This window comes from Pseudomonas sp. JAI120 (genome assembly GCF_014207255.1).
GTDB lineage: Bacteria > Pseudomonadota > Gammaproteobacteria > Pseudomonadales > Pseudomonadaceae > Aquipseudomonas.
This window is the reverse complement of the sequence record NZ_JACHCZ010000001.1, coordinates 1,917,486-1,941,729: the sequence shown is the minus strand read 5'-3', so window position 1 is coordinate 1,941,729 and position 24,244 is coordinate 1,917,486. Positions and strand designations below refer to the sequence as shown.

Sequence of the window (24,244 nt, the reverse complement as noted above, 5' to 3'; positions counted from 1 at the left end):
GTCTTGAATGGCAGCAGCGGACGACGCGCACCTGCTTGAACGACTGCTCAAGGGCGAGCAACGGGCCTACAAGGAATTGGTCACCACGTACCAAAGCGCAATGCGGGCGGTGGCGTATGCCATCGCCGGCCAGCGCCATGCCGACGAAGTGGTGCAGGACGCCTGGCTGTCGGTGGTGCGCAACCTGGCCAAGTTCGAAGGGCGTTCCAGTCTCAAGACCTGGCTGCTGACCATCACCGCCAACGCTGCCAAGGGGCGCTATAAGCAGAATCGCCGGGAAGTGTTGCTCGACGATTTGCCTTCGCCCCACGGTACCATCGGCGATGACCGATTCTCCCCCGATGATGGCCACTGGGCCGTCGCCCCGTATGCCTGGCATCAGGACACCCCGGAAGCCTTACTGACCGAGGATGAACTGCGCGAGTGCCTGGAGCACACGTTGCTGAGTTTGTCCGAACTGCAAAGCAGCGTGCTGGTGCTGCGTGAACGGCAGGGGCTGGAGCTGGAGGAGATCTGTAATCTTCTGACGCTCTCACTCTCCAATGTCCGCGTGCTGTTGCATCGAGCACGGCTTAAAGTCTTCGCCACGGTGGAGCATTTTGAGGAAACGGGCGAATGTTGACCTGTAAAGAACAAGTGGCACGTTCCAGTGACTATCTCGATGGGCAATTGACCTTTCGTGAACGTCTGCTGGTGCGTCATCACTTGATGTTCTGCCCGAACTGCCGACGGTTTATCCGCCAGATGCGCCTGATGCAGGCGACGTTGCGGATTTTGCCGGACGACCCGGTAAAGGATGTGGATGCCTTGGCGCAGCGGCTGGCTGCCGAGCGGCTCAAGGATCAGAAAGGCGGGGAATAAGCAGGCTCGCGTGGATGGATCGGACGGATGATGGGGATCGATCCACCCATGCGAGACTGTTGCAGCCACCTCGGGCGTCCTTGCCCGGGGTTTTGAACACTTCTCTTTAGAACTTGGCTTCTGCATCCAGCTGGAAGGTGTTGGCTTTGGCGCTACCGTTCACGAGCGTACGGCTGTAGGTGTCGGTCTTGGTCAGGAAGTAGGTCGCGCCGACGGCGAAGTTCTTGTCGATGTCATAGCCGACTTTGAACTTGTGACCACGGGAACCGGTGAAGCCGCCGCCGAAGTCCGAATCGGTGAAGGCACCCACCACGGCGTTTTTCTGCACGTCGCGGTAGTTGTAGTCCAGGTTGAAACCGAACACCTGGGACTTGGCACCCAGCAACCAGGCAGTGTCCGCATCGTCGACAGCGTCGTTGTTTTTCACATACTGACCGTACAACGACAGGGGGACCGCCAGGCCGCCGATATCGACTTGACCGAAGCCTTCATACAGGCGGAACTCGCCGTTGGGGGTGTTACCGTTGGTTGCCAGCACGTTCGGGGTACTGCTGCCGGAGGCACGGCTGTCTTCATCGTTCTGGTAGGCGTAGACGCTGCCGCCCAGGGTCATTCTCAGGTTGTCGGTCACCGAGAAACGAGTCCCCAACTGGCCGGTGGTCAGGCGCAGGTCATGGCGGTACTGCACGCCGTCACCGTCCACGTTGTCCTTGAGGTTGTAGTTGCCCAGGCTACCGAACAGCTCGGCGTTGCCGCCCAGCGGATACTTGTAGGTGACTGCCAGGCCTTCCGGGTTGATGTCGCTATCCCAGATCACATCGCCCATGTTGACCCAGGGCTGCAGCATTTTGCCGCCAATGATGTGCAGGTTTTTGATCTGGTCGGGGTGGTAGTCGATGTAGCCGAGGTCCAGCCAGATCGATTTTTTATCGAAATAGCCGTCCAGGTCCTGGTTGGTGGAGCGCGCATCGCTGCCGCCGCCGGTGGCGATACGAATACCGGTGTCCACCTGTCGGTTGATTTCGGTGTAGGCGCCGAGGCGCGCGCGGATCCGTTCGCGGTCCTTGTCACGGCCGGTGACGCCAGCGCGGGTGACGCCATTTTCGCCTTCGACCTTGATGGTCTCGTGACGCATGCGCACATCACCCTTGAACTGAGTCTTGGCGGCCCAGGCCAGCTTCTGGTCGAAGCTGCTCAGCTCGTTGGTTTTCTTCGCGGTGGCCGCGATCTGTTCGTTGGTCTCTTGTTGAGCTTGCCGTGCGATCTGCTGTTCTTTCTGGTCTTTGGCCAACTCGTTTTGCAGTTCGGTGTACTGCGAAGCGGTGATCTGGCCGTTGGCCTTGAGCATGTCGAGCAATTTAGCGTCGACTGCAGCGCTGGCCGGAACGCTCAGGGCCAGTAACAGGCCACCGCACAGGACCGCCGCAGTTTTAGTGGAAGCAAGACGCATATCAATCTCCGAAAGTGAGGAGGGATGGCAAACCATCCAGGACACGACCGACCGATGACGGACGGAAAAATAACCACCTGCTAGAACCAGGCGCTCTAAAAACAGGCGTCAGTATCACGATCGTTTATGACGGCGCAGTGGCGAAGTGATGTCATGTAGATGACAAATTATTTAAGAATGGAACTATTGATTTAGAGCCTTGTCGGGCGATTTGGGGGTGTGCCCGGACCGGCGATAAGCGATACTCGCGAGGCTTTCACGCCCTGAAGTAGTGAGGATGCCGATGCCGCTGCAACGCCTGCTGAGCCTGTCCGAAATAGCCCCGGATACCTGGGATGCCCTGGTGCCGCAGGCCCAACCGTTCGTGAGGCATGCCTTCCTGAGCGCGCTGGAAGACAGCGGGAGCGTCGGACCGCATTCGGGCTGGCAACCTGAGCATTTGTTGCACTGGGAGGGTGATCGACTGGTGGCGGCATTGCCCTGTTATCGCAAGTGGCATTCCTATGGTGAGTATGTGTTCGACCATGGTTGGGCGGATGCCTGTGAGCGCGCCGGCATCGACTATTACCCCAAGCTGTTGACGGCCGTGCCGTTCAGCCCGGTCAGCGGTCCTCGCCTGTTGGCTGCCAGCGCCGACGATGGTTTCGAACTGCTGAAGAGCCTGCCGGGCTACCTGGAAATCGAAGGGCTCTCCAGCGCCCATATCAACTTCACCGACGGCTTGGCCGATGACGCGTTAGCCCAGCAGCCGGGCTGGTTGCAGCGCCTGGGTTGCCAGTTTCATTGGCAGAACCGCGGTTACCGTGACTTCCAGGATTTTCTCGACGCCCTCAGTTCCCGCAAGCGCAAACAGATGCGCAAGGAACGCGAACAGGTGGCGGGGCAGGGCATCGACTTCGAATGGTTGCAGGGCCACGAGCTGAGCGAGGCGCAGTGGGATTTTGTCTACGCCTGCTACGCCAATACCTATGCGGTACGCCGCCAGTCACCGTACCTGACCCGTGAATTTTTCAGCTTGCTGGCCGAGCGCATGCCCGAGGCGATCCGTGTGGTGCTGGCCAAGCAAGGCACACGCCCGGTGGCCATGGCCTTCAGCCTGATCGGTGGCGACAGCTTCTACGGCCGTTACTGGGGCTGTCTGGCGGAGTTCGACCGGCTGCATTTCGAAACCTGCTTCTACCAGGGCATGGATTACGCCATCGCCCATGGCTTGCAACGCTTCGACGCCGGTGCCCAGGGTGAGCACAAATTGATTCGCGGGTTTGAACCGGTGATCACCCGGTCCTGGCACTACCTGCGTCATCCCGGGTTGAAGAATGCCGTGGAGGATTTCCTCGAGCGCGAGCGGGTGGGGATTGCGGCGTATGCCGAAGAGGCGAGGGCGGCACTGCCTTATCGACACGTATAAGCCGCCCTCCGTAGATACCGTCTTATCCAACACCGCACAAATCCGTAGGGGGTTGCGTTTCAGGCCGGCTCCTCCTTGCCCAGCCATCGATAGACAACACCGCCCACCACCGCACCGAGGATCGGCGCGAGCCAGAACATCCACAACTGCTGGATCGCCCACCCGCCCACGATCAATGCCGGGCCGGTACTGCGGGCCGGGTTGACCGAGGTGTTGGTCACGGGGATGGAGATCAGGTGGATCAAGGTGAGGGCCAGGCCAATGGCGATGGGCGCGAGGCCCTTCGGGGCACGGTGGTCGGTGGCGCCCAGGATGATCAGCACGAACATGGCTGTCATCACCAGCTCACAGACCAACCCCGCTGCCATTGAATAGCCGCCCGGCGAATGCTCGCCATAGCCATTGGAGGCCAGCCCACCGGCCAGTTCAAAGCCCGGCCTGCCGCTGGCGATGAAGTACAACAATGCGGCGGCGACTACCCCGCCGATCACTTGGGCCATGATGTACGCCGGTAACTCCCTGGCCGGAAACCTCCCGCCCACCACCAGCCCCACCGATACCGCCGGGTTGAGGTGACAACCGCTGATGTGCCCGATAGCCACCGCCATGGTCAGCACCGTGAGCCCGAACGCCAGGGCCACGCCCAACAATCCGATCCCGACGGCGGGAAACGCGGCGGCCAACACCGCACTCCCGCAACCGCCCAACACCAGCCAAAACGTACCTAACCCCTCTGTGACTGAACGCTTGAACAAAGACATGCAACACGTCCTTGATAGATCGCTCTACCCAATCAGTAAATCAGTGATGCTCCCTGCAGATTTACTTCAGCGCCCGTCTGGGCACTGCACTGAGTACAGCACGGTTTTTACACAAATCCAGGCCACCAATGTGGGAGGGGGCTTGCCCCCGATGGCGGAGTGTCAGTCGCAAAATTGGGTGACTGACCCACCGATATCGGGAGCAAGCCCCCTCCCACATTTGCTTCAGTCGATGCCGACAAACCCCCCGGTCTGGTGCTGCCACAACCGCGCATACAACCCGCCATGGGCCAGCAGTTCGGCATGGCTGCCCGTCTCGGCAATCTGGCCTTTCTCCAGCACCACCAGGCGGTCCATCCGCGCGATGGTCGACAACCGGTGCGCAATCGCAATCACCGTCTTGCCTTGCATCAGGGTTTCCAGGCTTTCCTGGATCGCCGCTTCCACTTCCGAGTCCAGCGCCGAAGTGGCTTCGTCCATGATCAGGATCGGCGCGTCCTTGAGCAGTACACGGGCGATAGCGATACGTTGACGCTGCCCACCGGAGAGTTTCACCCCGCGTTCGCCCACGTGGGCGTCCAGCCCGGTGCGGCCTTCCGAGTCCGACAGCAGCGGGATGAACTCGTCGGCACGCGCCTTGTGCACGGCCGCCCAGAGTTGTTCGTCGGTGGCGTCCGGCTTGCCGTACAGCAGGTTGTCGCGGATCGAGCGGTGCAGCAGCGAGGTGTCCTGGGTGATCATGCCGATCTGTTCACGCAGGGTTTCCTGGGCCACCTCGGCGATGTTCTGGCCGTCGATCAGGATACGTCCGCCTTGCAGGTCGTAGAGGCGCAGCAGCAGGTTGACCAGGGTCGACTTGCCCGCGCCGGACGGGCCGATCAGGCCGATCTTTTCACCGGCCTGGATGTTCAGGTTCAGGCCGCCAATGATCCCGCTCTTCTTGCCGTAGTGGAAATCCACCTGCTCGAAGCGTACTTCGCCATGGGGCACTGTCAGGCGCGGGGCATTGTCGCGGTCGACCACGGCCAGGGGTTGGGCGATGGTCTTGAGGCCGTCCTGCACGATGCCGATATTTTCGAAAATACCGTTGACCACCCACATGATCCAGCCGGACATGTTGACGATGCGAATCACCAGGCCGGTCGCCAAGGCGATGGCGCCTACGGAAATCAGCGACTGCGTCCACAGCCACAAGGCGAGGCCGGTGGTGGTGACGATCAGCAGGCCGTTGAGGACGGTGATGACCGCATCCATGCTGGTCAGTACACGGGCCGCCAGCTGGGTTTTTTCGGTTTGCTCAATGATCGCTTCCTTGGCGTATTCCTGCTCATTCTGCGTATGGGCGAACAGCTTCAAGGTGGTGATGTTGGTGTAGCCGTCGACGATGCGCCCCATGAGTTTGGAACGTGCTTCGGAAGAAATGACCGAACGCTCCTTGACCCGCGGCACGAAGTAACGCAATGCCAGGCAGTAACAGATGATCCAGGTGATCAACGGAATCATCAGTCGCCAATCGGCCTCGGCAAACAGCACCAGGGAGGTGATGGCGTAGATCGATACATGCCAGATCGCCTCCGCCGTTGCCACCGCAGAGTCACGCAAGGAGTTGCCGGTTTGCATGATGCGCTGGGCAATGCGCCCGGCGAAATCGTTCTGGAAGAAATTCAGGCTCTGCTTGAGCACGTAGCTGTGGTTCTGCCAGCGAATCAGGCTGGTCATGCCGGGGTTGATGGTCTGGTGCACCAGCAGGTCATGCAGGCCATTGAAAATCGGGCGCAGCAGCAAGGCGACCACGGCCATCCAGATCAGCTCGGTGCTGTGGATCTGGAAGAAGTCAGCGGGCGGTGTGCCCTGGGCCAGGTCGATGATACGGCTCAGGTAGCTGAACAGCGCGACTTCGATCAGCGCACCGACCAGGCCCACCACCAGCAGTGCGGCAAAACAGGGCCACACCTGGCGCAGGTAGTAGAGGTAGAAGGGCAGGACTTTGTCGGGAGGGGCGGCGCTGGGTGCGTCGCGGAAAATATCGATCAGTTGTTCAAAACGACGATAGAGCATTAGGGTTGACGCCCGCCTGGCGGGCTCTCCTTTCAAATGCGCGCGCAGCCTTGTGGGCCGCGCGCGGAGCTACCTGCAGACCTCAGTCGATGCGTTTGGCCGACTTGATCAGGACAGGATCGATTGGCACGTTTTGCATGCCTTGTTTGGTGGTGGTCTGGGAGTTGACGATGATGTCGACCACATCCATGCCCTTGACCACTTTGGCGAACACGGCATAACCGGCATCGCGACCCGGGTCGAGGAAGGCGTTGTCAGCCACGTTGATGAAGAACTGGCTGGTGGCCGAGTTCGGGTCATTGGTGCGTGCCATGGACAGGGTGCCACGTACGTTATGCAGGCCGTTGCTGGCTTCGTTCTTGATCGGCGCTTCGGTCGGCTTTTGCGACATCTGCTGGGTGAACCCGCCACCCTGGACCATGAAGCCCGGGATCACGCGGTGGAAAATCGTGTTGGTGTAGAAGCCTTTGTCGACATAGGCCAGGAAGTTCTTGGTACTGATCGGCGCCTTGACCGGGTCCAGTTCGATTTCAATGTCGCCGTTGGTGGTGGAGATCAATACGTGTGGCGCCTTGGCAGGCTCGGCGGCCATCAGGTTGGCAGCGAACAGAACGGAACCGGCAAAGAAGGCGATTTTTTTCAGCATGGGTCAGTGATCCTGGGTAGTGGTTTCGACTGTCTTTAGAAAATCGAGCAGGGTGGTATTAAAGACTTCGGGTTGGTCCAAGGGCGTGGCATGGCGGGAATCTTCAATCACCACCAGTCGCGCATCGGGCAGCAGTTTTACATAGTTTTCTTTCTGGGCCACGGGGGTGTAGTCATGGTCGGCGCTGATGACTAGGGTTGGACAGGTAATCCTCGAAAGTCGTTCCTGTACGCCCCAGCCCACAATCGCATCGAAGCTGGCGAGATAAGCACGTTTGTCGTTTTTTGCCCAGCGTTCGGCCATCTTGCGGCGCAGGTCGGCCTGATCCGGCTTGGGGAAGAGGCGGGCACCGAGTGCCTTGCCGATGGTGGCCAGGCTAAGTACACGGGCGAGCGTCCAGCGCTTGGCCCACCACCCGTATTCCTGGGCTGTGCGCACCTTCACCTGCGGCGCGCTGTTGACGATGCACAGGCTCTTGACCCGGCCAGGTTCGTCAACCGCCAGTTGGAACGCGATCATGCCGCCCATGGACAAGCCCACCACATGGGCAGGCGGCAGGTCCAGGTGTTCGATCAGCGCAATCAGGTCGTAGGTGAACCCTTCGATGCTGTAGCGCTCCCGAGGTTTGTCGGAGCGCCCATGGCCGCGCACATCCACCACGATCAGGCGGTAGTGCAGAGCCAGTACCGGCACCTGCAGCTCCCAATCCTGGCTGCTGGAGCCCAGGCCGTGGATCAGGATCAGCGGCGTGCCGTGGCCATATTCCTCGTAGTGCAGGCTGCAGCCTTCATGGTCGAACCAGGCCATGCATGAACTCCGTTTCAGGCTTGCTGGGGGGCGGCGAAAGGCGCGTCCAGGGGGGCGGTGTCAAAGGTGCGCAGCAGCTCCACGAGGATCTGCGTTGCCGGCCCCAAGGGTTTGTCCTTGTTTGAATACAGGTAGAACGTAGGGTGGCGGCTGCCGCCCTGTTCCAAGGGTAGCTGCTTGAGCACACCTTCGGCGAGTTCGCGCTCGATCATGTGTCGTGGCAGCCAGGCAAAGCCCAGGCCGCTGCCGACAAAGGCGGCGGCGGTGGCGAGACTGCCGACGGTCCAGCGTTGTTCGGCGCCGAGCCAGCCCACATCCCGGGGTTGCTGGCGGCCGGAGTCGCGGATCACCACCTGCATCTGGCTTTCCAGGTCCTGGAAGCTCAGCTCGCGGTTCATGCGGTGCAAGGCGTGCTCGGGGTGGGCCACGGCGACGAACTCCACGTCGCTCATTTCGGTGCCCAGGTAGCCGGGGATGCTGAAGCCGCAAATCGCCAGGTCGGCCACGCCTTCCATCAACAGCTCTTCGACGCCGGACAGCACCTCTTCACGCAAACGCACCCGGCAACCACGGCTCTGCGGCATGAACGCGGTGAGCGCGCGCACCAGGCGCGCGTTGGGGTAGGCCGCATCGACGACCAACCGCACTTCGGCTTCCCAGCCCTGTTCCATGTGGTGGGCGAGGTCTTCCAGCTGGCTGGCGTTTTTCACCAGTTGCCGGGAGCGGCGCAGCAGCACTTCACCGGCGTCGGTGAGTACCGCCTTGCGCCCGTCGATGCGCAGCAGCGGCACGCCGAGTTGGTCTTGCATACGGGCCACGGTGTAGCTCACCGAGGACTGCGAACGGTGCAGCGCTTCCGCTGCCTGGGCGAAGCCGCCGTGGTCGACGACGGCTTGCAGCGTGCGCCATTGATCGAGGGTAACGCGGGGCGCTTTCAAGATGTGTTCCTCTTGTCCTAAGCTGGCGGTCCCTATTGGAGACTGCCGAATGAGAAAATTCTGTTGTGTGTTGCTGACGCTGCTGCCGATGAGCGCGTTTGCCTACCCCATCGACGTGACGAAAAAGATCGACGGCGTGAGCATCGATTACACCGCTTCCGACGTGGACGGCGATATCAGCTCGATCCAGCTGAATAACTACGGCACCCAGGACGCCGTGTGTTCGGTAACGTTCACCAACGGCCCGGAATCTCCACGTCGCCGCACGGTTTCGGTGCCGGCGGGAAAAAGCACCAACACCACGGTCAAGTTCAACCGCGCCATTATCAAGATGCGTATCGCGTTGGCCTGCACGCCAAAATAAAGCGGCAGCGGAGCATGTCCACAGGAATACTCCGCTTATAAACAAATTTATAGATGGGTTATAGCAGTTTTTTGCGCTTTTTTATCGAATTGGCTCTGTCTAATCTCCACTCCATCGACTTACAGCAATTACAGATGGAGCCTACGAAGCCATGTCCAATGTCCTGATCATCGAAAGCAGTGCCCGCCAGCAGGATTCGATCTCCCGTCAACTGACCCAGCAGTTCATCAGCCAATGGCAGGCCGCCCACCCGACGGATCGGATCACTGTGCGTGACGTGGCGCTCAACCCGGTTCCGCACCTGGACGCCAACCTGCTCGGCGGCTGGATGAAACCGGCGGATCAGCGCAACGGTAACGAACAGGCCTCCCTCGACCGCTCCAACGAATTGACCGACGAACTGCTGGCCGCCGACGTGCTGGTGATGGCTGCGCCGATGTACAACTTCGCCATCCCCAGCACCCTCAAGGCCTGGCTGGATCACGTGTTGCGAGCGGGTGTGACCTTCAAGTACACCCCCACCGGACCGCAAGGTTTGTTGAACGGCAAGCGTGCCATTGTGTTGACCGCTCGCGGCGGTATTCACACCGGCGCCACTTCCGATCACCAGGAACCCTACCTGCGCCAGGTCATGGCTTTTATCGGTATCCACGACGTCACGTTCATTCACGCCGAAGGGGTGAACCTGAGTGGCGACTTTCAGGAAAAGGGCATCAACCACGCCAAGGCGCTGTTGGCCCAGGTCGCTTGATCCTTTAATCGTCAGATAATCGCACGGTGTTTATCTAGTGCCACGCAAACCCTTCAAGTACGCGTAACGAACCTCCCTTTGCACTTGTTGCTCCTGAGTGCTCCTGCCCGACTGCCGCTTTAGCGAGGTCGGGTTTTTTTTGCCTCGAGTTTCTTCAATCGCCGAAAACCTTTAATGTCCCGCCCATTCGATGCGAGGCGTACATGGGCTATCTACTGGTTGTCACCCTGATTCAGGCATTTTCCTTCAGCTTGATCGGCGAATACCTCGCCGGTCACGTCGACAGCTACTTCGCGGTGCTGGTGCGTGTAGTGCTGGCCGGGCTGGTATTTATCCCGCTGACCCGCTGGCGCTCGGTCGAACCTGCCTTTATGCGCGGCCTGCTGGTGATCGGCGCGCTGCAGTTTGGCGTGACCTATGTGTGCCTGTACCTGAGCTTTCGTGTACTCACGGTGCCGGAGGTGCTGCTGTTCACCATCCTCACGCCGTTGCACGTGACCCTGATCGAAGACGCACTCAACCGGCGCTTCAACCCGTGGGCACTGGTTGCTGCTCTGGTGGCAGTAGCGGGGGCGGCGGTGATTCGCTTCGACCAGATCACCTCGCACTTCCTGATGGGTTTCTTGCTGCTGCAACTGGCTAACTTCACCTACGCCGCGGGGCAAGTGATGTACAAGCACCTGGTGGCACGCTACCCGAGCAACCTGCCGCACTACCGGCGCTTCGGTTACTTCTACCTCGGCGCGTTACTGGTGGTGCTGCCGGCATTCCTGTTGTTCGGCAAGGCTGACTTCTTGCCGCAAGCGCCACTGCAATGGGGTGTCCTGCTGTTCCTCGGGCTGGTCAGCACTGCCCTGGGCATTTACTGGTGGAACAAGGGCGCCTGCCTGGTGCATGGCGGAACCCTGGCGGTGATGAACAACCTGCATGTGCCGGTAGGATTGTTGCTGAACCTGCTGATCTGGAACCAGCATGAGCCGCTGGGCCGCCTGGCCTTGGGTGGTTTGGTGATTCTGGGGGCGGTGTGGATAAGTCGATTGGGCGTAAAGCCAGCGCCTGGCGTACAGTCTGCGACGTAATGGGCCAAGGGCATGCGTGAGCGGCAATGAAAGTCTGCTATCGAAAAGAACGGTGTGGGGGCGGCAGAGTGGACAAGATTGATGAACTGATCATTGCAGCCTTGAAGGATGACTCCCGAGTCAGCCTTGCGCAATTGGCGCGGCAAGTTCACAAGTCTCGAACCGCCGTGGAGTCGCGCGTTCAAAAGCTGATTGAAAAAGGCATCATCCTGGGCTTCACCATCAACGTCGCGGAGGGCGATGAGACCCTGCAAGCGGCGTTCCTGATGCTGACGCTCAATGGCAGCAATTGCCATCTGGTGTTTCCGAAGATCCAGCAGTTCAGCCAGGTGGTGCATGCCTATTCACTGTTTGGCGACGTGGACATGATGCTCGACGTTCGGTACAGGAGCTTTGAAGAACTGATGGTCTTCAAGGACAGCCTGCTGAAGATCGAGCATGTGAAAGAAGTCGTGGTCAATCCCGTGCTGAAGGCCTGGCGTTAGGCGCCGGCCACAATAGCCCTATCTGCTGGACCTATGCTTCAGGCGTGATCGCGAACGGTTTCAAGAAAATGATGGCTCAGGTTCGGCATTTTCTGACGCAGGGTGTCCACGAGTTCTTCGATGACCGCCTGGTTGAATTGGAACGATGTGTCGTCATGCCCCAGGATCACCACCAACAACCTCGACGAGTCTTTCGTCAGCCGGAAGTCATGGGCATCGGCATCCACCTTGCCGATGCTCGCCAACGGCACATCACCGCAGGTATAGACGATATCGCCAACGGGAATCGTGATGGCCTTCTTGGCGAACAGTGGGCGTAGCACCCTCGGCTTATCCGAGCGCATCACGTAGATGTCGTCCTTCTGATGATAGGTGTGCACGCCAATGCTGACCCCATGCCGGATCGCGACCGCGTTATAGGCGTCGACGATGTTGTTGATGGGATACACGCCTTTGGCGATGAAGCGTCGCAGCAGCTTTTCGTTGGCACTGACGGTATTTTCATAGCCGAGTTTTTTGAGCTGCCTGGCAAACCCTTCGTACACGACGTTCGAGTCCAGCTCGTTAAGGCGCGAGGCCACGTGGTTCAGGTTACTTTGCAGTACCCCGACGAAGCTCTGGTCATCCGAGACGGTGATGTCTTCGATAACGGCGGCGCACGCATTATTGATGCCCAGCTCACAGGCTGACTTTCTGATGATCAAACGACTTTTCATAACCTTAGCCCCACAGTGTTTTTCGCAGGTTGACGGTACTGACGTCCAGTTGCTGCGCCGAAGGACTTTGCAGCCAGAACAGCCCCGGACAGGTGGCGAAGTCGATCGTGACCGGCGTGGTATCGCCGGCGCTGATGAAATAACGGTGCCCGCAATAGGCCTCGTCTGCCTGGGCGCTTTGTATGGCCTGGGGTGAGGGAAGATCGAAGGTATGGCGTTCATCGGAGCAGAAAAAACCGATCCGGCCATGGCTGATCTGGCTGACCGCATCGGCCTGGGGGCGTGGGTGGCCGAGGTAGCTGTCGATCGACAGTGACAGCAAGTCGGGGTGATACACCTGCTGGAACAGCAGGGGCGCGATGCCCCCGTGCAAGCGACCGCCGGCCTCGATCATCACCGGCCCGGCCTCAGACCAGATGATTTCCATGTGAATCGGCCCCACCCGCACGCCCAGGGCCGCTGCCGCCTGGCGGGCGTAATCGGTCAGCGGTTGCAGTTCTGCAGCCCGAGGGTCGAGGGTGTCGAGGCTTTCGTAGACAAACATGCTGCCGTTCTTCTGGATCTTGGTGTACTTGCAGACGCTGGCAACGATGTAGGTGCCGTCAAAGGCGACCATATCCACCACGTACTCCGGTCCCGCGATGAACGACTGCACGATAAAACCGAGGTTGACTTCGCCCAGGTCGTTTTTCTGCTGCCAGGCCGCGTTTTTCAAGGCGGTCTCCACTTCGCGCTTGCCCCGGGCAAACACCACCCCTTCGGTGGCGGCCGAGTTCAGCGGCTTGACCACATAGGTGGCCGCCTCGTCGAGTTTGGCCAGCACTTCACCGATGCGGCTCGGTGAGCTCAGCAGGTGCGAATCGATGTGAGCCAACTGGTATTTTTTCAGCGCCTGCTGCATTGAGAACTTGTTGCGCCGCAGGTCGCTGGTGATACGACTGTTGCCTGGGATGTCGAGCAGCTCCGTCAGGTAGTCCGTGAGGTAGATCGCGGTTTCGCAACCGGCGATCACGGCGCTCGGTGACAAGGTTTCCAGGGTGATCAACAGGCTCTCTTCCCAGGCATACACCTCATGGAAGTTTTCTGTGATCAGGTCGTTGGTGAAGTGTTCAGGCAAGGCGCGTGTGGAGATCACGGCGATGCACCGTATGCCCTGCGCATTGAGCAAGGGCGCGTAGAGTTTGCCCGTGGAGAACGGGTCAACGATCAGTACGGTTTTCACGTCGTGCATTCCTTATTCCGTGGTGGCGGTGGGCGCGGCGGCCGGGGTCAGGTTCCACGCCAGTACGGCGGTGGCCAACAGGCCGGCGGAGACGACCATCAACAGGCGGGCGCCTTCGAGTCCGAGAAATCCGGAGGTGGTGAAGAACGTCAGGATCATAGGTGCCGAGCCACTGACCAGCAGGTAGTAGAGCGAACTTTTGGCCGCGATCACGTCAGCTACCCGGGCGTTGGGCGCCGACTCGATCAGGGTTTTACGCAACTGGATCCGCAGGCTGTTGATGCAAAAACCCAGCAGGAAGGCCGCGGCCATCATCACGTAGAGGTTCTGGAAGTAGACGATTGCCACGTCCGCCAGTATCACCAGCGCGATGGCCCCGTAGCTGTTGAGCTTGATGCGCGGCAACACGGCGGCGCTGAAGGCGCCCAGGCCTGCCAGGCCACTGGCGACGCCAAACAGGGTGGCATTCCACTCATTGAGCTTTTGAAAAACGATGGGCACCAGGCTGTTGAACGCGCCGATATGGAAACCGATCATGCTCAACACGATGATCAGGATGTAGAGGTTGCGCGGCAGGTCCAGCGGACGCGCAGTGGAGGGCCCTGTGGCCTGTTCGGCGGCGTGCTCGTTGGGGTTGTCGGCCACCAGGAGGATGGCCGCGAGCGAGAGAATCGCCGCCAGGCTGATGATCTGCAGCGTCTGGTTGACCGAAAACACATCCACGATCAACCCGCCCAGGAGCGCACCGCCGAAGGCACCGATCTGTATGGAGGTTTGCATCAACCGCGCGCAGGTATCGCTGTCGGTGAGGCCGGCCAGCACCAGCTTGGTATTTTTCGATTCCAGGGTGCTGATGGTGAAGTAGTCGGTGACGCCCACCACGAACGCGATGGCCAGGAAGCCGATCGGTAGCAGGGCGGCCTGGGTAAACGACAGCCCCAGTACCGCGGCGAAGGCCGCCAGGCGAATGTACAGCAGCCGTTTCAGGCTGAGTTCAATGGTAAAGAACCGGCCGATGTATTGCTCGCATAAATACGGCACTACAGTCGCCACGCACAAGGTGGCGCCGACCAGGAATGTTGAGCCGGTGGTCTCCAGGCCGAACCAGACCATCGCGATGACAATCGCCATGTCGAGGCCGGTGAAGAGGGTCACGATTGAATAGAACGCGGTCAGTGTCGATTTAGTATTCATGGGCTTCATCAGTCGTAACGGGAGATTTTAAGCAGCGGCACACAGCGCTCGGTGTCGCCGACGACGGTGCTTATCTGGTTTCTGACGCGCACAGTGGGCAGCGCCTTTTTTTCCAGGTTGCAGACCTTGTAGGCGTTGTCGTGCCAGGGACAGATCACACTTTGGCCGTCGCCTGTCACTTCGCCCATATGCAGCGGGCCGCCACGATGGGGGCACGCGGTGGGCAGCAATTGCGTCGAATACGCATGACGCTTGAGAAAGTAGGTTCTTTCCTCCACGGCCACATAGTTGGCGTGGTTGAGATTCAGGCTGATGGCTTTCATTGGGTTGCCCACTCAGATGGCGGTGACGGTGTACGTGCAGGACGGGCTGGTGATGCGGGTGCCATGCAGCATTCCCTTGGGAATCACCACGCCTTCGCCGGCCTTGAGGCGCACCGTCAGTTCGGGGCTGGCGACAAACTCCAGCTCGCCTGATTCGACCCAGAACAGTTCGTCATTCGGGTGGGTATGCAGCACCGACAACTCGTGTTCAGGCTCGGTAATCCTCAGGTCCACGGGTTTGTGGCCCTGGAGCGCCGCTGCCTGTGCCCGATGCTCATCGAACGCGTCATGCCATTTGATATGGGCATACAACTCTTCGTCGGCGATGTCCTGAAGCAGCCTGAACTCTTCAAAGCCGCGAATAAGGTCGGGGATGATCTTGGTGCCGAACTGCTTGATCATGGGAATGATCAGGCGCTGGAGGGCCATTCTTCCGTGGTGCACATCGATGTGGGCATGCTCATCGAAATAGTCCGTGGAGACGCTGCCGTTGAAGATGGTCTTGATCGCGCGTGACTGGTGCTTGGTCGTCAGGGCCAATGTGGCTTCGGTGTAGTACATGGCGCCGATATAGCGGAACAGCTCGCCATGGTTGGCCGATACGTAGTGGAAGTAGTTGGTCAGCGACAGCGACGCCGGGGTATAGAACTGCCAGTAATGGTGCACGTGATGGGACATGCCCATGTCCTGGAGCATGTCTTCAAAAATGGTGCTGTGTTTCTTTTTGTCGACGCCGTAGCCGTACTCGTCGATCAGGATCTTGAACAATTCGCTGGTGTACACGCCGCTGTTACCCAGCACGTTGCGGGCCATGGCCGACGCTTCACTGAGGAAGTCTCCTGCGCATTGCGTCATGAAAAACCTGGCGGCACGTTCGGGGTGGCGGCTGGTGGTCAGCACTTCATGGAGTTTGGATTCGGACTGGGCGACGTCATCCAATACTTTATCGGTGTGGGCGATAAAAGAGTCCAGGCACCAAGGGCCGTTGATATGCACTTCTTCCTTGAGCCAGTTGTACAGGTAGTGTTCCAGCAACGGGCGGATCTTTTTGCCACTGGCCGCATGCTGCGGATCATAGAAGCGCTTGAACGCCTTGAAGTCCAGTTCCAATGGCGGCTTGGGCAAGAAGACCAGGTCTTGCTCGTAGATATTCAATAACAACCGTTGCGCCAATAGATGCTGACTGTTTGAAAGCTGGTCGCTGGTCAGGCAGGTGGTGATGATTGAATCGGTTACGTCCTGCGGCCGCGAAGGTCGCTGGTAGGGGCTTTGGGTATAAAAGTCGCAGGGTTGAGCAAAGGCGCCAGCACCACAATATTGGGTCAATGCTTCGGCATTCGAGCTTAATACAAAGTCTGCTGCATTATCGGAAAGCTGAGTTGTCCATAACATGAGGTGGGCCTTTTGCTGGCGTTGTTTGATGGCCAGATGCTAAGGCGTTGGTTTTTTTTAAAACAGATTAGAAATAGTGCGCGCAAGTAGTGAAATTCACTAAAGGTATAGGAAGAATTTTCTTTATGGGGTAAGTCGGTTGAATAATCGGCAGCAGCGGCTACACATAGTTGCCAGCTTTTATTGTGGGGGGGCGTCAGCGGTGGCTCAAGTTGCACGTGAACTTGCCGCCTTATCAGTGGTGTATTGGATCAATACCGTTCCAACGCTTCTCGCACCTTCCGGCGAGGCGCTTGCCAGCCCCTCGCCGGTATTGTTGTCAGTACTCCGGGGTTTCCGCGGTTCGGGTATTGTGTGCCAGCGCCAGTATCCCGGTGCGCAGATCGGTGCCGCTGGGTTGCTGGTACAGGTTCAGTCCGAACTCCGGCAATACGGCCAGCAGGTAGTCGAAGATATCCCCCTGGATCCGCTCATAATCGGCCCATACGGTGGTGCGTGTGAAGCAGTAGATCTCGAGCGGCACGCCCTCGGCGGTGGTTTGCATCTGGCGCACCATGCAGGTCATGTTCGGCTGGATGTCCGGATGGCTTTTGAGGTAGGCCAGGGCATACGCGCGGAAGGTGCCGAGGTTGGTCATGCGCCGGCGGTTGGCCGACAGTTGCGCGCTGTGACCCTGGGCTTCGTTCCAGGCCTTGAGTTCGGCCTGCTTGCGCCCGATGTAGTCGGTGAGCAGGTGCACTTGAGTCATGCGCACTTCTTCATCGTCACGCAGGAAGCGCACGCCGCTGGCATCGATAAACAGGCTGCGCTTGATGCGTCGCCCACCGGAGGCCTGCATGCCGCGCCAGTTTTTGAACGACTCGGACATCAGGCGCCAGGTCGGGATGGAGACGATGGTCTTGTCGAAGTTCTGCACCTTGACCGTGTGCAGGGTGATGTCCACCACGTCGCCGTCAGCGCCGACCTGGGGCATTTCGATCCAGTCGCCGACGCGCAGCATGTCGTTGCTGGTGAGCTGCACGCTGGCGACGAACGACAGCAGGGTGTCCTTGTAGACCAACAGGATCACTGCCGACATGGCGCCCAGGCCTGACAGCAGCAACAGTGGTGAACGGTCAATCAATGTGGCGACGATGATGATCGCGCCAAACACGAACAGCACCATTTTCGCCAACTGCACATAACCTTTGATCGAGCGGGTACGCGCGTGTTCGGTGCGGGCGTAGATGTCCAGCAGGGCGTTGAGCAGCGCGCTCAGGGCCAGCACCAGGAACAGGATGGTCAATGCCAGGGCCACGTTGCCGATAAACAGGATCGCGGTCTTGCTCAGGGCGGGCACCAGGTACAGGCCGAACTGGATCACCAGCGAGGGCGTCATCTGCGCCAGGCGATGGAAGACTTTGTTGTGCCGCAGGTCGTTGAGCCAGTGCAGCGCCGGTTGCCGGCCGAGCAATTTGACGGCGTGGAGGATCAGGTAACGGGCCACCCGCCCGAGCAGCAGGGCCACCACCAGCAACACCAGGAAACCGAGGCTGGCATGCAGCAGCGGGTGTTCGTCGAGGGTGCCCCAAAGGTCTTGGACGTTGAGCCAGAGCTGTTTGATATCCATGGATGAAACCGATTCTTCTGTAAGACAAGACGGCGCGATTAGAGCATTTAAGTGCAACAAAGTTGATGCCGTGGACAAATACTCTGACAAAAAAGCAATTGATTAGCGCCGTTCGCGTAAAGACACTCGGTTTGGACGCCCGAAACCGGTACCCTATGCAGCTGATTTTTTGTATTTCTTCGAGGTAGCACCCGTGTTTTCCCAATTCGCCCTGCACGAACGCCTGCTCAAAGCCGTGGCCGAGCTGAAATTTGTCGAGCCTACGCCTGTGCAAGCAGCGGCCATCCCGCTCGCGCTCGAAGGGCGTGACCTGCGGGTGACGGCTCAAACCGGGAGTGGCAAGACCGCCGCTTTCGTCCTGCCGATTCTCAATCGCCTGATCGGCCCGGCCAAAGTCCGCGTCAGCATCAAGACCCTGATCCTGCTGCCAACCCGCGAGCTGGCCCAGCAAACCTTGAAGGAGGTCGAGCGCTTCTCGCAGTTCACCTTCATCAAGTCCGGCCTGATCACCGGTGGCGAAGACTTCAAGGTCCAGGCCGCCATGCTGCGCAAGGTGCCGGACATCCTGATCGGTACGCCGGGCCGCATGATCGAGCAACTCAACGCCGGTAACCTTGACCTCAAGGAAGTCGAAGTGCTGGTACTCGACGAAGCCGACCGCATGCTCGACATGGGCTTTGCCGACGACGTGCAGCGCCTGGTGGCTGAATGCGTGAATCGCCAGCAGACCATGCTGTTCTCCGCCACCACCGGCGGTTCGACCCTGCGTGACATGGTCGCCAAGGTCCTGAACAACCCTGAGCACCTGCAGGTCAACAACGTCAGCGACCTGAACGCCACCACGCGCCAGCAGATCGTCACCGCTGACCACAACGTGCACAAGGAACAGATCCTCAACTGGCTGCTGGCCAACGAGACCTATCAGAAGGCCATCGTGTTCACCAACACCCGCGCTGCCGCAGACCGCATATACGGTCGTCTGGTGGCCCAGGACTACAAGGCGTTCGTGCTGCACGGCGAGAAAGACCAGAAGGACCGTAAACTGGCCATTGACCGCCTCAAGGCCGGCGGCGTGAAGATCCTGGTCGCCACCGACGTTGCCGCGCGCGGCCTGGACGTGGACGGCCTGGACATGGTCATCAACTTCGACATGCCACGCAGCGGCGACGAGTACGTGCACCGTATCGGCCGTACGGGGCGTGCCGGCAACGATGGCCTGGCGATTTCGCTGATCTGCCACGGCGACTGGAACCTGATGTCGAGCATCGAGCGCTACCTCAAGCAGTCGTTCGAGCGCCGCACCATCAAGGAGGTCAAAGGCACCTACACCGGGCCGAAAAAGGTCAAGGCGTCGGGCAAGGCGGTTGGCGTGAAGAAGAAAAAGACCGACGCCAAGGGCGACAAGAAAAAGGCCGGTGCCAAGTCGCCGACCAAGCGCAAGATCGCCAACCGGCCGAAGACCGACAACCTCTCGCTCGTCAGCAAGGACGGCATGGCGCCGCTCAAGCGTCGCAAGCCAGAAGCACCCGCTGCCGAGTAAGGCTTGAGGGATGTGAAAAAACCGGACGTTGTCCGGTTTTTTTATAACCTCAGTTTTTCGCTTTGGCGGCAGCTTCTTTCAATTCCTTGAGCCGGGCGTCGATCAACTGGCACTTGTCGGGGAACTCTGCGCTTTCAGTATCCAGGTCCATCTTCTGCAGCTCGTCGTTCATCTCCTTGGCCTTGGTCGGGTTCTGCTCAGTGAGTTTGGCCACTTCCTGGGCCAACTGCTCGCGCTTGGCCGTGGCCTCTTCCGGGGTGCAGGCCCAGGCGGGCAGGGCGGTGAGCAGCGTGGCGGCGATGGCCAGGTTTTTCAGGGTTTTCATGATCGGACCTCCTTGGCGGTGATGCTCAGTTGAGGTGGTGAACGTCTGGAAAGTTCAGAGAAATGACGTCCGTCGGTTGGTCTGAACGGCCACAGGCGCGCAGGGTCACTCCTACAGGCAGGCTACTTTCCTTAGGCCTGCAGGAGGAATCAGGATGACGACTTACAATTGGGATCTGATCGAACGTCTGCTGCACGAAGTGCAGAACGGCGAAGGCAGTTTTGCCCCGCGCAAATACGCCGAGCAGGAAGCGGCCGAGAAGGCCACGGCGGGCGAATCCACGGGCAATCTGGATGCGTTGAAAAAGACGGCTGCCGATTACGAGGCGCTGTTGTTCAAGCGTGGGTTTATCGAGTCGCGCCCTGAGGAAGAAGGCGGCAATGGTGAGAATTTCATTCTGACCGCACTGGGTGCGCAGCTATTGGCGCTGATCGACAGCTCCATCCCGGGCAATGATCACCCGCGTCAGGTGCTGGATGAGCAGGCGGATGCGTTGGACCCCGCGACTTTTTCCGAAGTGGCTTCGAAGGCGCAGATTGCCTGAGCGGGCACCTCCCACATTAATTCGCAGCGGCCTTGAGGCATTTAAGTGCTTTGAAGTCGCTGCGTACGCCGTCGATTTTCTGCGTTAATTTCAGGCGCTGCTGTACGGTACTTTCGGCCACCAAGTCGACGATCAGACTGCGCGCAGCGGCTTCGGTCTGTGCATAAGCGGCGCGGTACTCCGGTGTCCACAGGCTTTCGCGGTCTACCAGCAATTGCTGCATCTTCTGCGGGAAGTCGGTGTCGTGGCGCTGCTGCACGGCGTCGATGAATTGTGCCTGCCAGTGGGCACGGTTGCCGATCCACTGCTCGTTCTGCTCGCCCAGGCTGATGGACCAGGCCATCACCCGGTTTTTCTGGCTATCGCTCAGCGGCCCCATCCACGCATTCAGGCGCTTGTTCATGCGCTCGGCGCGGTCCTGGATCTGCTTGGCCAGCGGCGGCTTAAGATAGTCGTCCTGGCGTTTGCGCAGGTCCTTGGCCAGGGCATCGTTCATGTCGTTGACCTGTTGGTCATCCAGCCCTTGTAACAATTCGATCGCCGACGGTGTGATTTCCCGCGCCACTTCGGCAATTGCCTGCTTGGCCTCAACCGTGCGGGTTTGCAGCGCTGCATCGGTGACCTGGTTGCTCTCGACCATTGCTTGCAGGCGGTCGAGCCAGTCGAGGTAACCCGGCAATTGTGTGGTGCAGTGCCAGGCCAGGTGTTCCTTGAGTGTGTCGTTGAACCAGCTCTTCTGCCCGGCATTCATGTCCAAGTAGTCGTTGAGGGTCCAGGGGATGATCACGTCCAGGTTGCGATAGGCCAGGCCCACGCGGTTGCAGCCCGCGAGCACCAGGCTCAGGGTCAGGAATACCACCAGCAGTTTGAGCCGATGCAGCATGGGCGTGTCCTTGCGCAGAGGGAGTTAATGCATGTGAACCCGCGGCGCACGCGACAGTTCAGCCCATCAATAAAACGACCGCATCGCCTTCAAGGTCAACAGGCCATCGCATTGCGAATTGTGTCCGGAATAGGCCGAGCAATCGCCGCCGCTGAGGCTGGAATCGCTGTAGATCAGGTCCAGGTCGATGCCCTTCCAGGCGCGGGAGAACTGTATCGACCAGTCGCTGAAGCTGCTGATGGACCCCCCCTCCACTGAGGTCGGGGTGCCCAGTTGATGGGTGGTGTATTTCATACTGACGCCGATGCCGAAGGGCTGGGTGCCGCTGAGGTCGGCGAACAGGGTGCTGTCCTGGCGGTCCGGGTCGTTGCTGAAGGAAGCGCCGAAGCGATTGCCCAGCAGGTTGAGGCCGCCGTAGAGCTCCTGGCTGTCGAGGGGGCTGAGCTTGGGGTAGCTGTAGTGGATCAGACCGACTTCGTAGCCCAGTGTCCGGTCGAAAGGGTGCTTGAATCCCATATACGAATCGACTTCAAGAGTGCTGGCCGGCGACAGGCCCATGTTCGGAGAAAACTGGCCAAAGTACAGGCCGCTGTCATGACTCAGGTCCAGCCCGCCATGAAATGAGTCACTGCCCGGCGAGGTCGGCTTGACCAGGCCTTGGGCCATGCTGCGGCTGGGGGTGGTGCCCAATTTCAGGTCGAAGTCGCCCAGTTCACGCTGGAAAATCTGCGCTTCGGCGAGAGGGCTGGCCGCCAGGATACTGGCCACGAAAATGCAGCGTTTAAGCATGCTTCACTCCATGAAAAGCGAGGAGCAGTAACGGAGAAATAGGGCAGATGCCCGTGCTAGACGTGTGCAAGCATACCGGCGAATCTCAGGAGGTGAGGCCCGTTCGTCGATTTGCACGTTCTGAAGGTGATGCGAGAGGGTATTTCGGGCTCTAGTCCTAGCGCCTTGAAGGTAAGACGCTTAGGGACCAGATGTGCTGCGCGGTATTACTTTTTACCCAGGCTGATCTGCTTGGACGGGCCGAAAGTCTGGCCGCTCACGCCCTTGGCAATTTGCTGGATTTCGCCACCGGACTTGAGGAAAGCAGCAATCTGGCTGTTGATCGATTCGCTGGTTTCAACGGCGGGAGCTGGCTTTGCTTTGCTGTTGGATGCTTTTACACGCATGGCGGCCACTAACCTGTAGAAAATTAACTTGGCCAGGCATCGTACAGGAAATACTTGACAATTGCTTGGTAAATATCCCCCGGGAATAAAAGCAGCGGCTGAAAACAGCCAAAGTTTATCTTTGAAATTAGCCCCTAACTTCCTGTTTTAACTCGAAACCACGGGCTGAGCCGGCACGGGTGGCGTGGCAAAATTCAGCCGAATGATCGGACGAGCGGGGCGGTGCCACTGGAACGCCAGATAAACCCGCGATTTTTCAGGCGCGCGCGCGTGGCAGGCGCAACTCGGGTAGAATGCCGCCCACGCAATGAGGGTATTGGAAATGGCTTTAGTCGGGCGCTACAACAGCTTGCAAGTGGTTAAACACACTAACTTTGGTTTGTACCTCGATGGTGCGCAAGATGGCGAAATCCTCTTGCCTAATCGGTATATCCCCAAGGATATTCCCAGTGAAGATGAAGATTGGCTTAACGTTTTCATTTATCTGGACAGCGATGACAAACTTATCGCCACTACCGAAAAACCGAAAGTTCAAGTTGGCGAATTTGCCAGTTTGAAAGTCGTGGAAGTCAACAGCATTGGCGTGTTCCTCGACTGGGGTTTGCCAAAGGATCTGTTGCTCCCGTACTCGGAAGAAAAACGTCAGATGACCGCCGGTGAATACTGCGTGGTGCATGTCTATCTCGACAAACACACCAAGCGTATTACCGCCACCGCGCGCCTTGACCGCTACCTGGACAAGACGCCGGCCAACTACGTCGTGGGCCAGGAAGTCGACCTGCTGGTCGCCGAAGCCACCGACATGGGCTTCAAGGCGATCATCAACAACAAGCACTGGGGCCTGATCCACAAGAACGAAGTGTTCAAGTTCCTGCGCCCGGGCAAGGAAGAGAAAGGCTTTATCAAAGAGATCCGCGCCGATGGCAACATCAGCCTGAGCCTGCAACCGGTTGGCCAGGAAGCGGCCTCCAGCCTCAACTCGAAGATCCTCGCCAAGTTGCGTGAAAACAACGGCAGTTTGCCGGTCAGCGACAAGAGTGACCCGGCGGTGATCAGCAACTTGTTTGGCGTGAGCAAAGGCAACTTCAAGAAGGCCATTGGTGCGCTTTACAAGCAGGGCCAGATCGTGATTCACGCGGATCGCATTGAACTAAGCTGAGTGCGCTTTGCTCTCTGTAGGAGCGAGCTTGCTCGCGAAAAAGGTACATCCGACACCGTGATGCGCCTGGAATGTTTTCGCGAGCAAGCTCGCTCCTGCAGAGGCTGCATCAATGCCCAAGAAGTCTGTCTTCGCCTACCTCGGCACCTTGCTTGCCTTCCTGATCCTCGACGGCCTCTGGCTCGGTGTCCTCATGGGCCCGACCTACAAATCCCTGCTGGGCCCGCTGATGCTTGATCAGCCTCGCCTGTTGCCCGCCGTGCTGTTCTATCTCTTGTATGTCCTCGGTTGCGTGGTGTTCGTGGTCTTGCCCAGCGCCAGTTGGCAACGCGCGGCCCGACTGGGTGCGTTGCTGGGCCTGGTGGCCTACGGCACCTACGACCTGAGCAACTGGGCCACGCTGCAAGGCTGGTCTGGCGGATTGGCGATGATGGACATGGCCTGGGGCACCTTCCTCACAGCGGCGTGCTGCACGGTCGGGTACTTGTGTGCACATCGGGTGCACCGATGATTGTGTACAGGATTGATCTGCACCGTTGCTGAGCGCAATCCTC

At 59.2% G+C, this 24,244-nt stretch carries 27 protein-coding genes; 11 read left to right on the top strand and 16 right to left on the bottom strand.

The annotated features are described in order from the left end of the window. Window positions 1-7: 7 nt before the first annotated feature. Complete coding sequence (locus tag HDC32_RS09170; protein ID WP_131698651.1) at window positions 8-622, top strand: RNA polymerase sigma factor; 615 nt, start codon at window positions 8-10, stop codon at window positions 620-622. Next, entirely contained in the window at window positions 616-861 is a 246-nt protein-coding gene (locus HDC32_RS09165) for an anti-sigma factor (RefSeq protein WP_131698650.1), read from the top strand. The genes HDC32_RS09170 and HDC32_RS09165 overlap by 7 nt, the downstream gene beginning before the upstream one ends. A 106-nt stretch (window positions 862-967) precedes the next feature. Here HDC32_RS09165 and HDC32_RS09160 read toward each other — a convergent pair whose 3' ends face one another. Then, window positions 968-2,311: a putative porin gene (locus tag HDC32_RS09160; protein WP_131698649.1), complete on the bottom strand. Its 1,344-nt coding sequence runs from the start codon at window positions 2,309-2,311 to the stop codon at window positions 968-970. A 283-nt stretch (window positions 2,312-2,594) separates the two neighbouring features. Here HDC32_RS09160 and HDC32_RS09155 point away from each other — a divergent pair, with 283 nt between their 5' ends. Further along, a complete protein-coding gene (locus HDC32_RS09155) occupies window positions 2,595-3,719 on the top strand; it encodes a GNAT family N-acetyltransferase (protein ID WP_145337001.1) in 1,125 nt (374 codons plus the stop codon). A 59-nt stretch (window positions 3,720-3,778) separates the two neighbouring features. Here the strand turns inward: HDC32_RS09155 and aqpZ are convergent, their stop codons facing one another. From aqpZ to HDC32_RS09130, 5 genes are all read right to left on the bottom strand, one after another. Next, window positions 3,779-4,480: an aquaporin Z gene (gene aqpZ, locus HDC32_RS09150; RefSeq protein WP_184743617.1), complete on the bottom strand. Its 702-nt coding sequence runs from the start codon at window positions 4,478-4,480 to the stop codon at window positions 3,779-3,781. 225 nt (window positions 4,481-4,705) lie between these two features. Continuing rightward, window positions 4,706-6,538, bottom strand: coding sequence for an ABC transporter ATP-binding protein (locus HDC32_RS09145; RefSeq protein WP_131698646.1), 1,833 nt, complete (start codon window positions 6,536-6,538; stop codon window positions 4,706-4,708). Between the two features lie 82 nt (window positions 6,539-6,620). Continuing rightward, window positions 6,621-7,184 carry a peptidylprolyl isomerase gene (locus tag HDC32_RS09140; RefSeq protein ID WP_032879982.1) on the bottom strand — a complete coding sequence of 188 codons (564 nt, stop codon included), beginning with the start codon at window positions 7,182-7,184 and terminating at the stop codon, window positions 6,621-6,623. A gap of 3 nt (window positions 7,185-7,187) precedes the next feature. Next, a complete protein-coding gene (locus tag HDC32_RS09135) occupies window positions 7,188-7,991 on the bottom strand; it encodes an alpha/beta fold hydrolase (protein WP_184743615.1) in 804 nt (267 codons plus the stop codon). 14 nt (window positions 7,992-8,005) lie between these two features. Then, a complete protein-coding gene (locus HDC32_RS09130; RefSeq protein WP_065946860.1) occupies window positions 8,006-8,929 on the bottom strand; it encodes a LysR family transcriptional regulator in 924 nt (307 codons plus the stop codon). 49 nt (window positions 8,930-8,978) lie between these two features. Between HDC32_RS09130 and HDC32_RS09125 the strand changes: the two genes are divergently transcribed. From HDC32_RS09125 to HDC32_RS09110, 4 genes are all read left to right on the top strand, one after another. Continuing rightward, window positions 8,979-9,293: a 3-phosphoglycerate kinase gene (locus tag HDC32_RS09125; protein WP_131698643.1), complete on the top strand. Its 315-nt coding sequence runs from the start codon at window positions 8,979-8,981 to the stop codon at window positions 9,291-9,293. A 151-nt stretch (window positions 9,294-9,444) separates the two neighbouring features. Next, complete coding sequence (locus HDC32_RS09120) at window positions 9,445-10,044, top strand: FMN-dependent NADH-azoreductase (RefSeq protein WP_131698642.1); 600 nt, start codon at window positions 9,445-9,447, stop codon at window positions 10,042-10,044. 203 nt (window positions 10,045-10,247) lie between these two features. Next, window positions 10,248-11,123: a carboxylate/amino acid/amine transporter gene (locus HDC32_RS09115; protein WP_131698641.1), complete on the top strand. Its 876-nt coding sequence runs from the start codon at window positions 10,248-10,250 to the stop codon at window positions 11,121-11,123. A gap of 68 nt (window positions 11,124-11,191) precedes the next feature. After that, window positions 11,192-11,608 carry an Lrp/AsnC family transcriptional regulator gene (locus tag HDC32_RS09110; protein WP_027603763.1) on the top strand — a complete coding sequence of 139 codons (417 nt, stop codon included), beginning with the start codon at window positions 11,192-11,194 and terminating at the stop codon, window positions 11,606-11,608. Between the two features lie 38 nt (window positions 11,609-11,646). Here the strand turns inward: HDC32_RS09110 and HDC32_RS09105 are convergent, their stop codons facing one another. From HDC32_RS09105 to HDC32_RS09080, 6 genes are all read right to left on the bottom strand, one after another. After that, the gene (locus HDC32_RS09105) at window positions 11,647-12,324 is read right to left on the bottom strand and encodes a phenylalanine--tRNA ligase beta subunit-related protein (RefSeq protein ID WP_131698640.1); all 678 of its coding nucleotides are present in this window, start codon (window positions 12,322-12,324) and stop codon (window positions 11,647-11,649) included. 4 nt (window positions 12,325-12,328) lie between these two features. Then, window positions 12,329-13,555 (bottom strand): ATP-grasp domain-containing protein, encoded by a 1,227-nt coding sequence (locus HDC32_RS09100; RefSeq protein ID WP_205885925.1) that lies wholly within the window; start codon window positions 13,553-13,555, stop codon window positions 12,329-12,331. 3 nt (window positions 13,556-13,558) lie between these two features. Further along, a complete protein-coding gene (locus HDC32_RS09095) occupies window positions 13,559-14,740 on the bottom strand; it encodes an MFS transporter (protein ID WP_145336996.1) in 1,182 nt (393 codons plus the stop codon). Window positions 14,741-14,748: 8 nt separating this feature from the next. After that, a complete protein-coding gene (locus HDC32_RS09090) occupies window positions 14,749-15,063 on the bottom strand; it encodes a Rieske 2Fe-2S domain-containing protein (protein ID WP_131698638.1) in 315 nt (104 codons plus the stop codon). A 12-nt stretch (window positions 15,064-15,075) separates the two neighbouring features. After that, window positions 15,076-16,455 carry an iron-containing redox enzyme family protein gene (locus HDC32_RS09085; RefSeq protein WP_260403587.1) on the bottom strand — a complete coding sequence of 460 codons (1,380 nt, stop codon included), beginning with the start codon at window positions 16,453-16,455 and terminating at the stop codon, window positions 15,076-15,078. Between the two features lie 319 nt (window positions 16,456-16,774). Next, window positions 16,775-18,064 (bottom strand): mechanosensitive ion channel family protein, encoded by a 1,290-nt coding sequence (locus HDC32_RS09080; protein ID WP_131698637.1) that lies wholly within the window; start codon window positions 18,062-18,064, stop codon window positions 16,775-16,777. A gap of 193 nt (window positions 18,065-18,257) precedes the next feature. On the opposite strand from HDC32_RS09080, the gene HDC32_RS09075 reads away from it, so the two are divergent. Next, entirely contained in the window at window positions 18,258-19,604 is a 1,347-nt protein-coding gene (locus HDC32_RS09075; protein WP_090400172.1) for a DEAD/DEAH box helicase, read from the top strand. A gap of 49 nt (window positions 19,605-19,653) precedes the next feature. Here HDC32_RS09075 and HDC32_RS09070 read toward each other — a convergent pair whose 3' ends face one another. Next, the gene (locus tag HDC32_RS09070) at window positions 19,654-19,929 is read right to left on the bottom strand and encodes a hypothetical protein (protein WP_131698636.1); all 276 of its coding nucleotides are present in this window, start codon (window positions 19,927-19,929) and stop codon (window positions 19,654-19,656) included. Between the two features lie 154 nt (window positions 19,930-20,083). Between HDC32_RS09070 and HDC32_RS09065 the strand changes: the two genes are divergently transcribed. Further along, complete coding sequence (locus HDC32_RS09065) at window positions 20,084-20,473, top strand: transcriptional regulator (protein WP_131698635.1); 390 nt, start codon at window positions 20,084-20,086, stop codon at window positions 20,471-20,473. A 16-nt stretch (window positions 20,474-20,489) separates the two neighbouring features. Here the strand turns inward: HDC32_RS09065 and HDC32_RS09060 are convergent, their stop codons facing one another. The 3 genes from HDC32_RS09060 to HDC32_RS09050 all read right to left on the bottom strand — a co-directional run bounded on the left by HDC32_RS09060 (window position 20,490) and on the right by HDC32_RS09050 (window position 22,531). Beyond that, window positions 20,490-21,356 carry a DUF6279 family lipoprotein gene (locus HDC32_RS09060; RefSeq protein WP_167656969.1) on the bottom strand — a complete coding sequence of 289 codons (867 nt, stop codon included), beginning with the start codon at window positions 21,354-21,356 and terminating at the stop codon, window positions 20,490-20,492. 66 nt (window positions 21,357-21,422) lie between these two features. Beyond that, complete coding sequence (locus HDC32_RS09055) at window positions 21,423-22,145, bottom strand: TorF family putative porin (RefSeq protein WP_131698633.1); 723 nt, start codon at window positions 22,143-22,145, stop codon at window positions 21,423-21,425. Between the two features lie 206 nt (window positions 22,146-22,351). Then, window positions 22,352-22,531 carry a hypothetical protein gene (locus HDC32_RS09050; RefSeq protein ID WP_003193095.1) on the bottom strand — a complete coding sequence of 60 codons (180 nt, stop codon included), beginning with the start codon at window positions 22,529-22,531 and terminating at the stop codon, window positions 22,352-22,354. A gap of 322 nt (window positions 22,532-22,853) precedes the next feature. On the opposite strand from HDC32_RS09050, the gene HDC32_RS09045 reads away from it, so the two are divergent. Further along, window positions 22,854-23,690: a S1 RNA-binding domain-containing protein gene (locus tag HDC32_RS09045; protein WP_053133042.1), complete on the top strand. Its 837-nt coding sequence runs from the start codon at window positions 22,854-22,856 to the stop codon at window positions 23,688-23,690. A 112-nt stretch (window positions 23,691-23,802) separates the two neighbouring features. Then, window positions 23,803-24,201, top strand: coding sequence for a DUF2177 family protein (locus HDC32_RS09040; RefSeq protein WP_167656970.1), 399 nt, complete (start codon window positions 23,803-23,805; stop codon window positions 24,199-24,201). The last annotated feature ends 43 nt before the right edge of the window (window positions 24,202-24,244 follow it).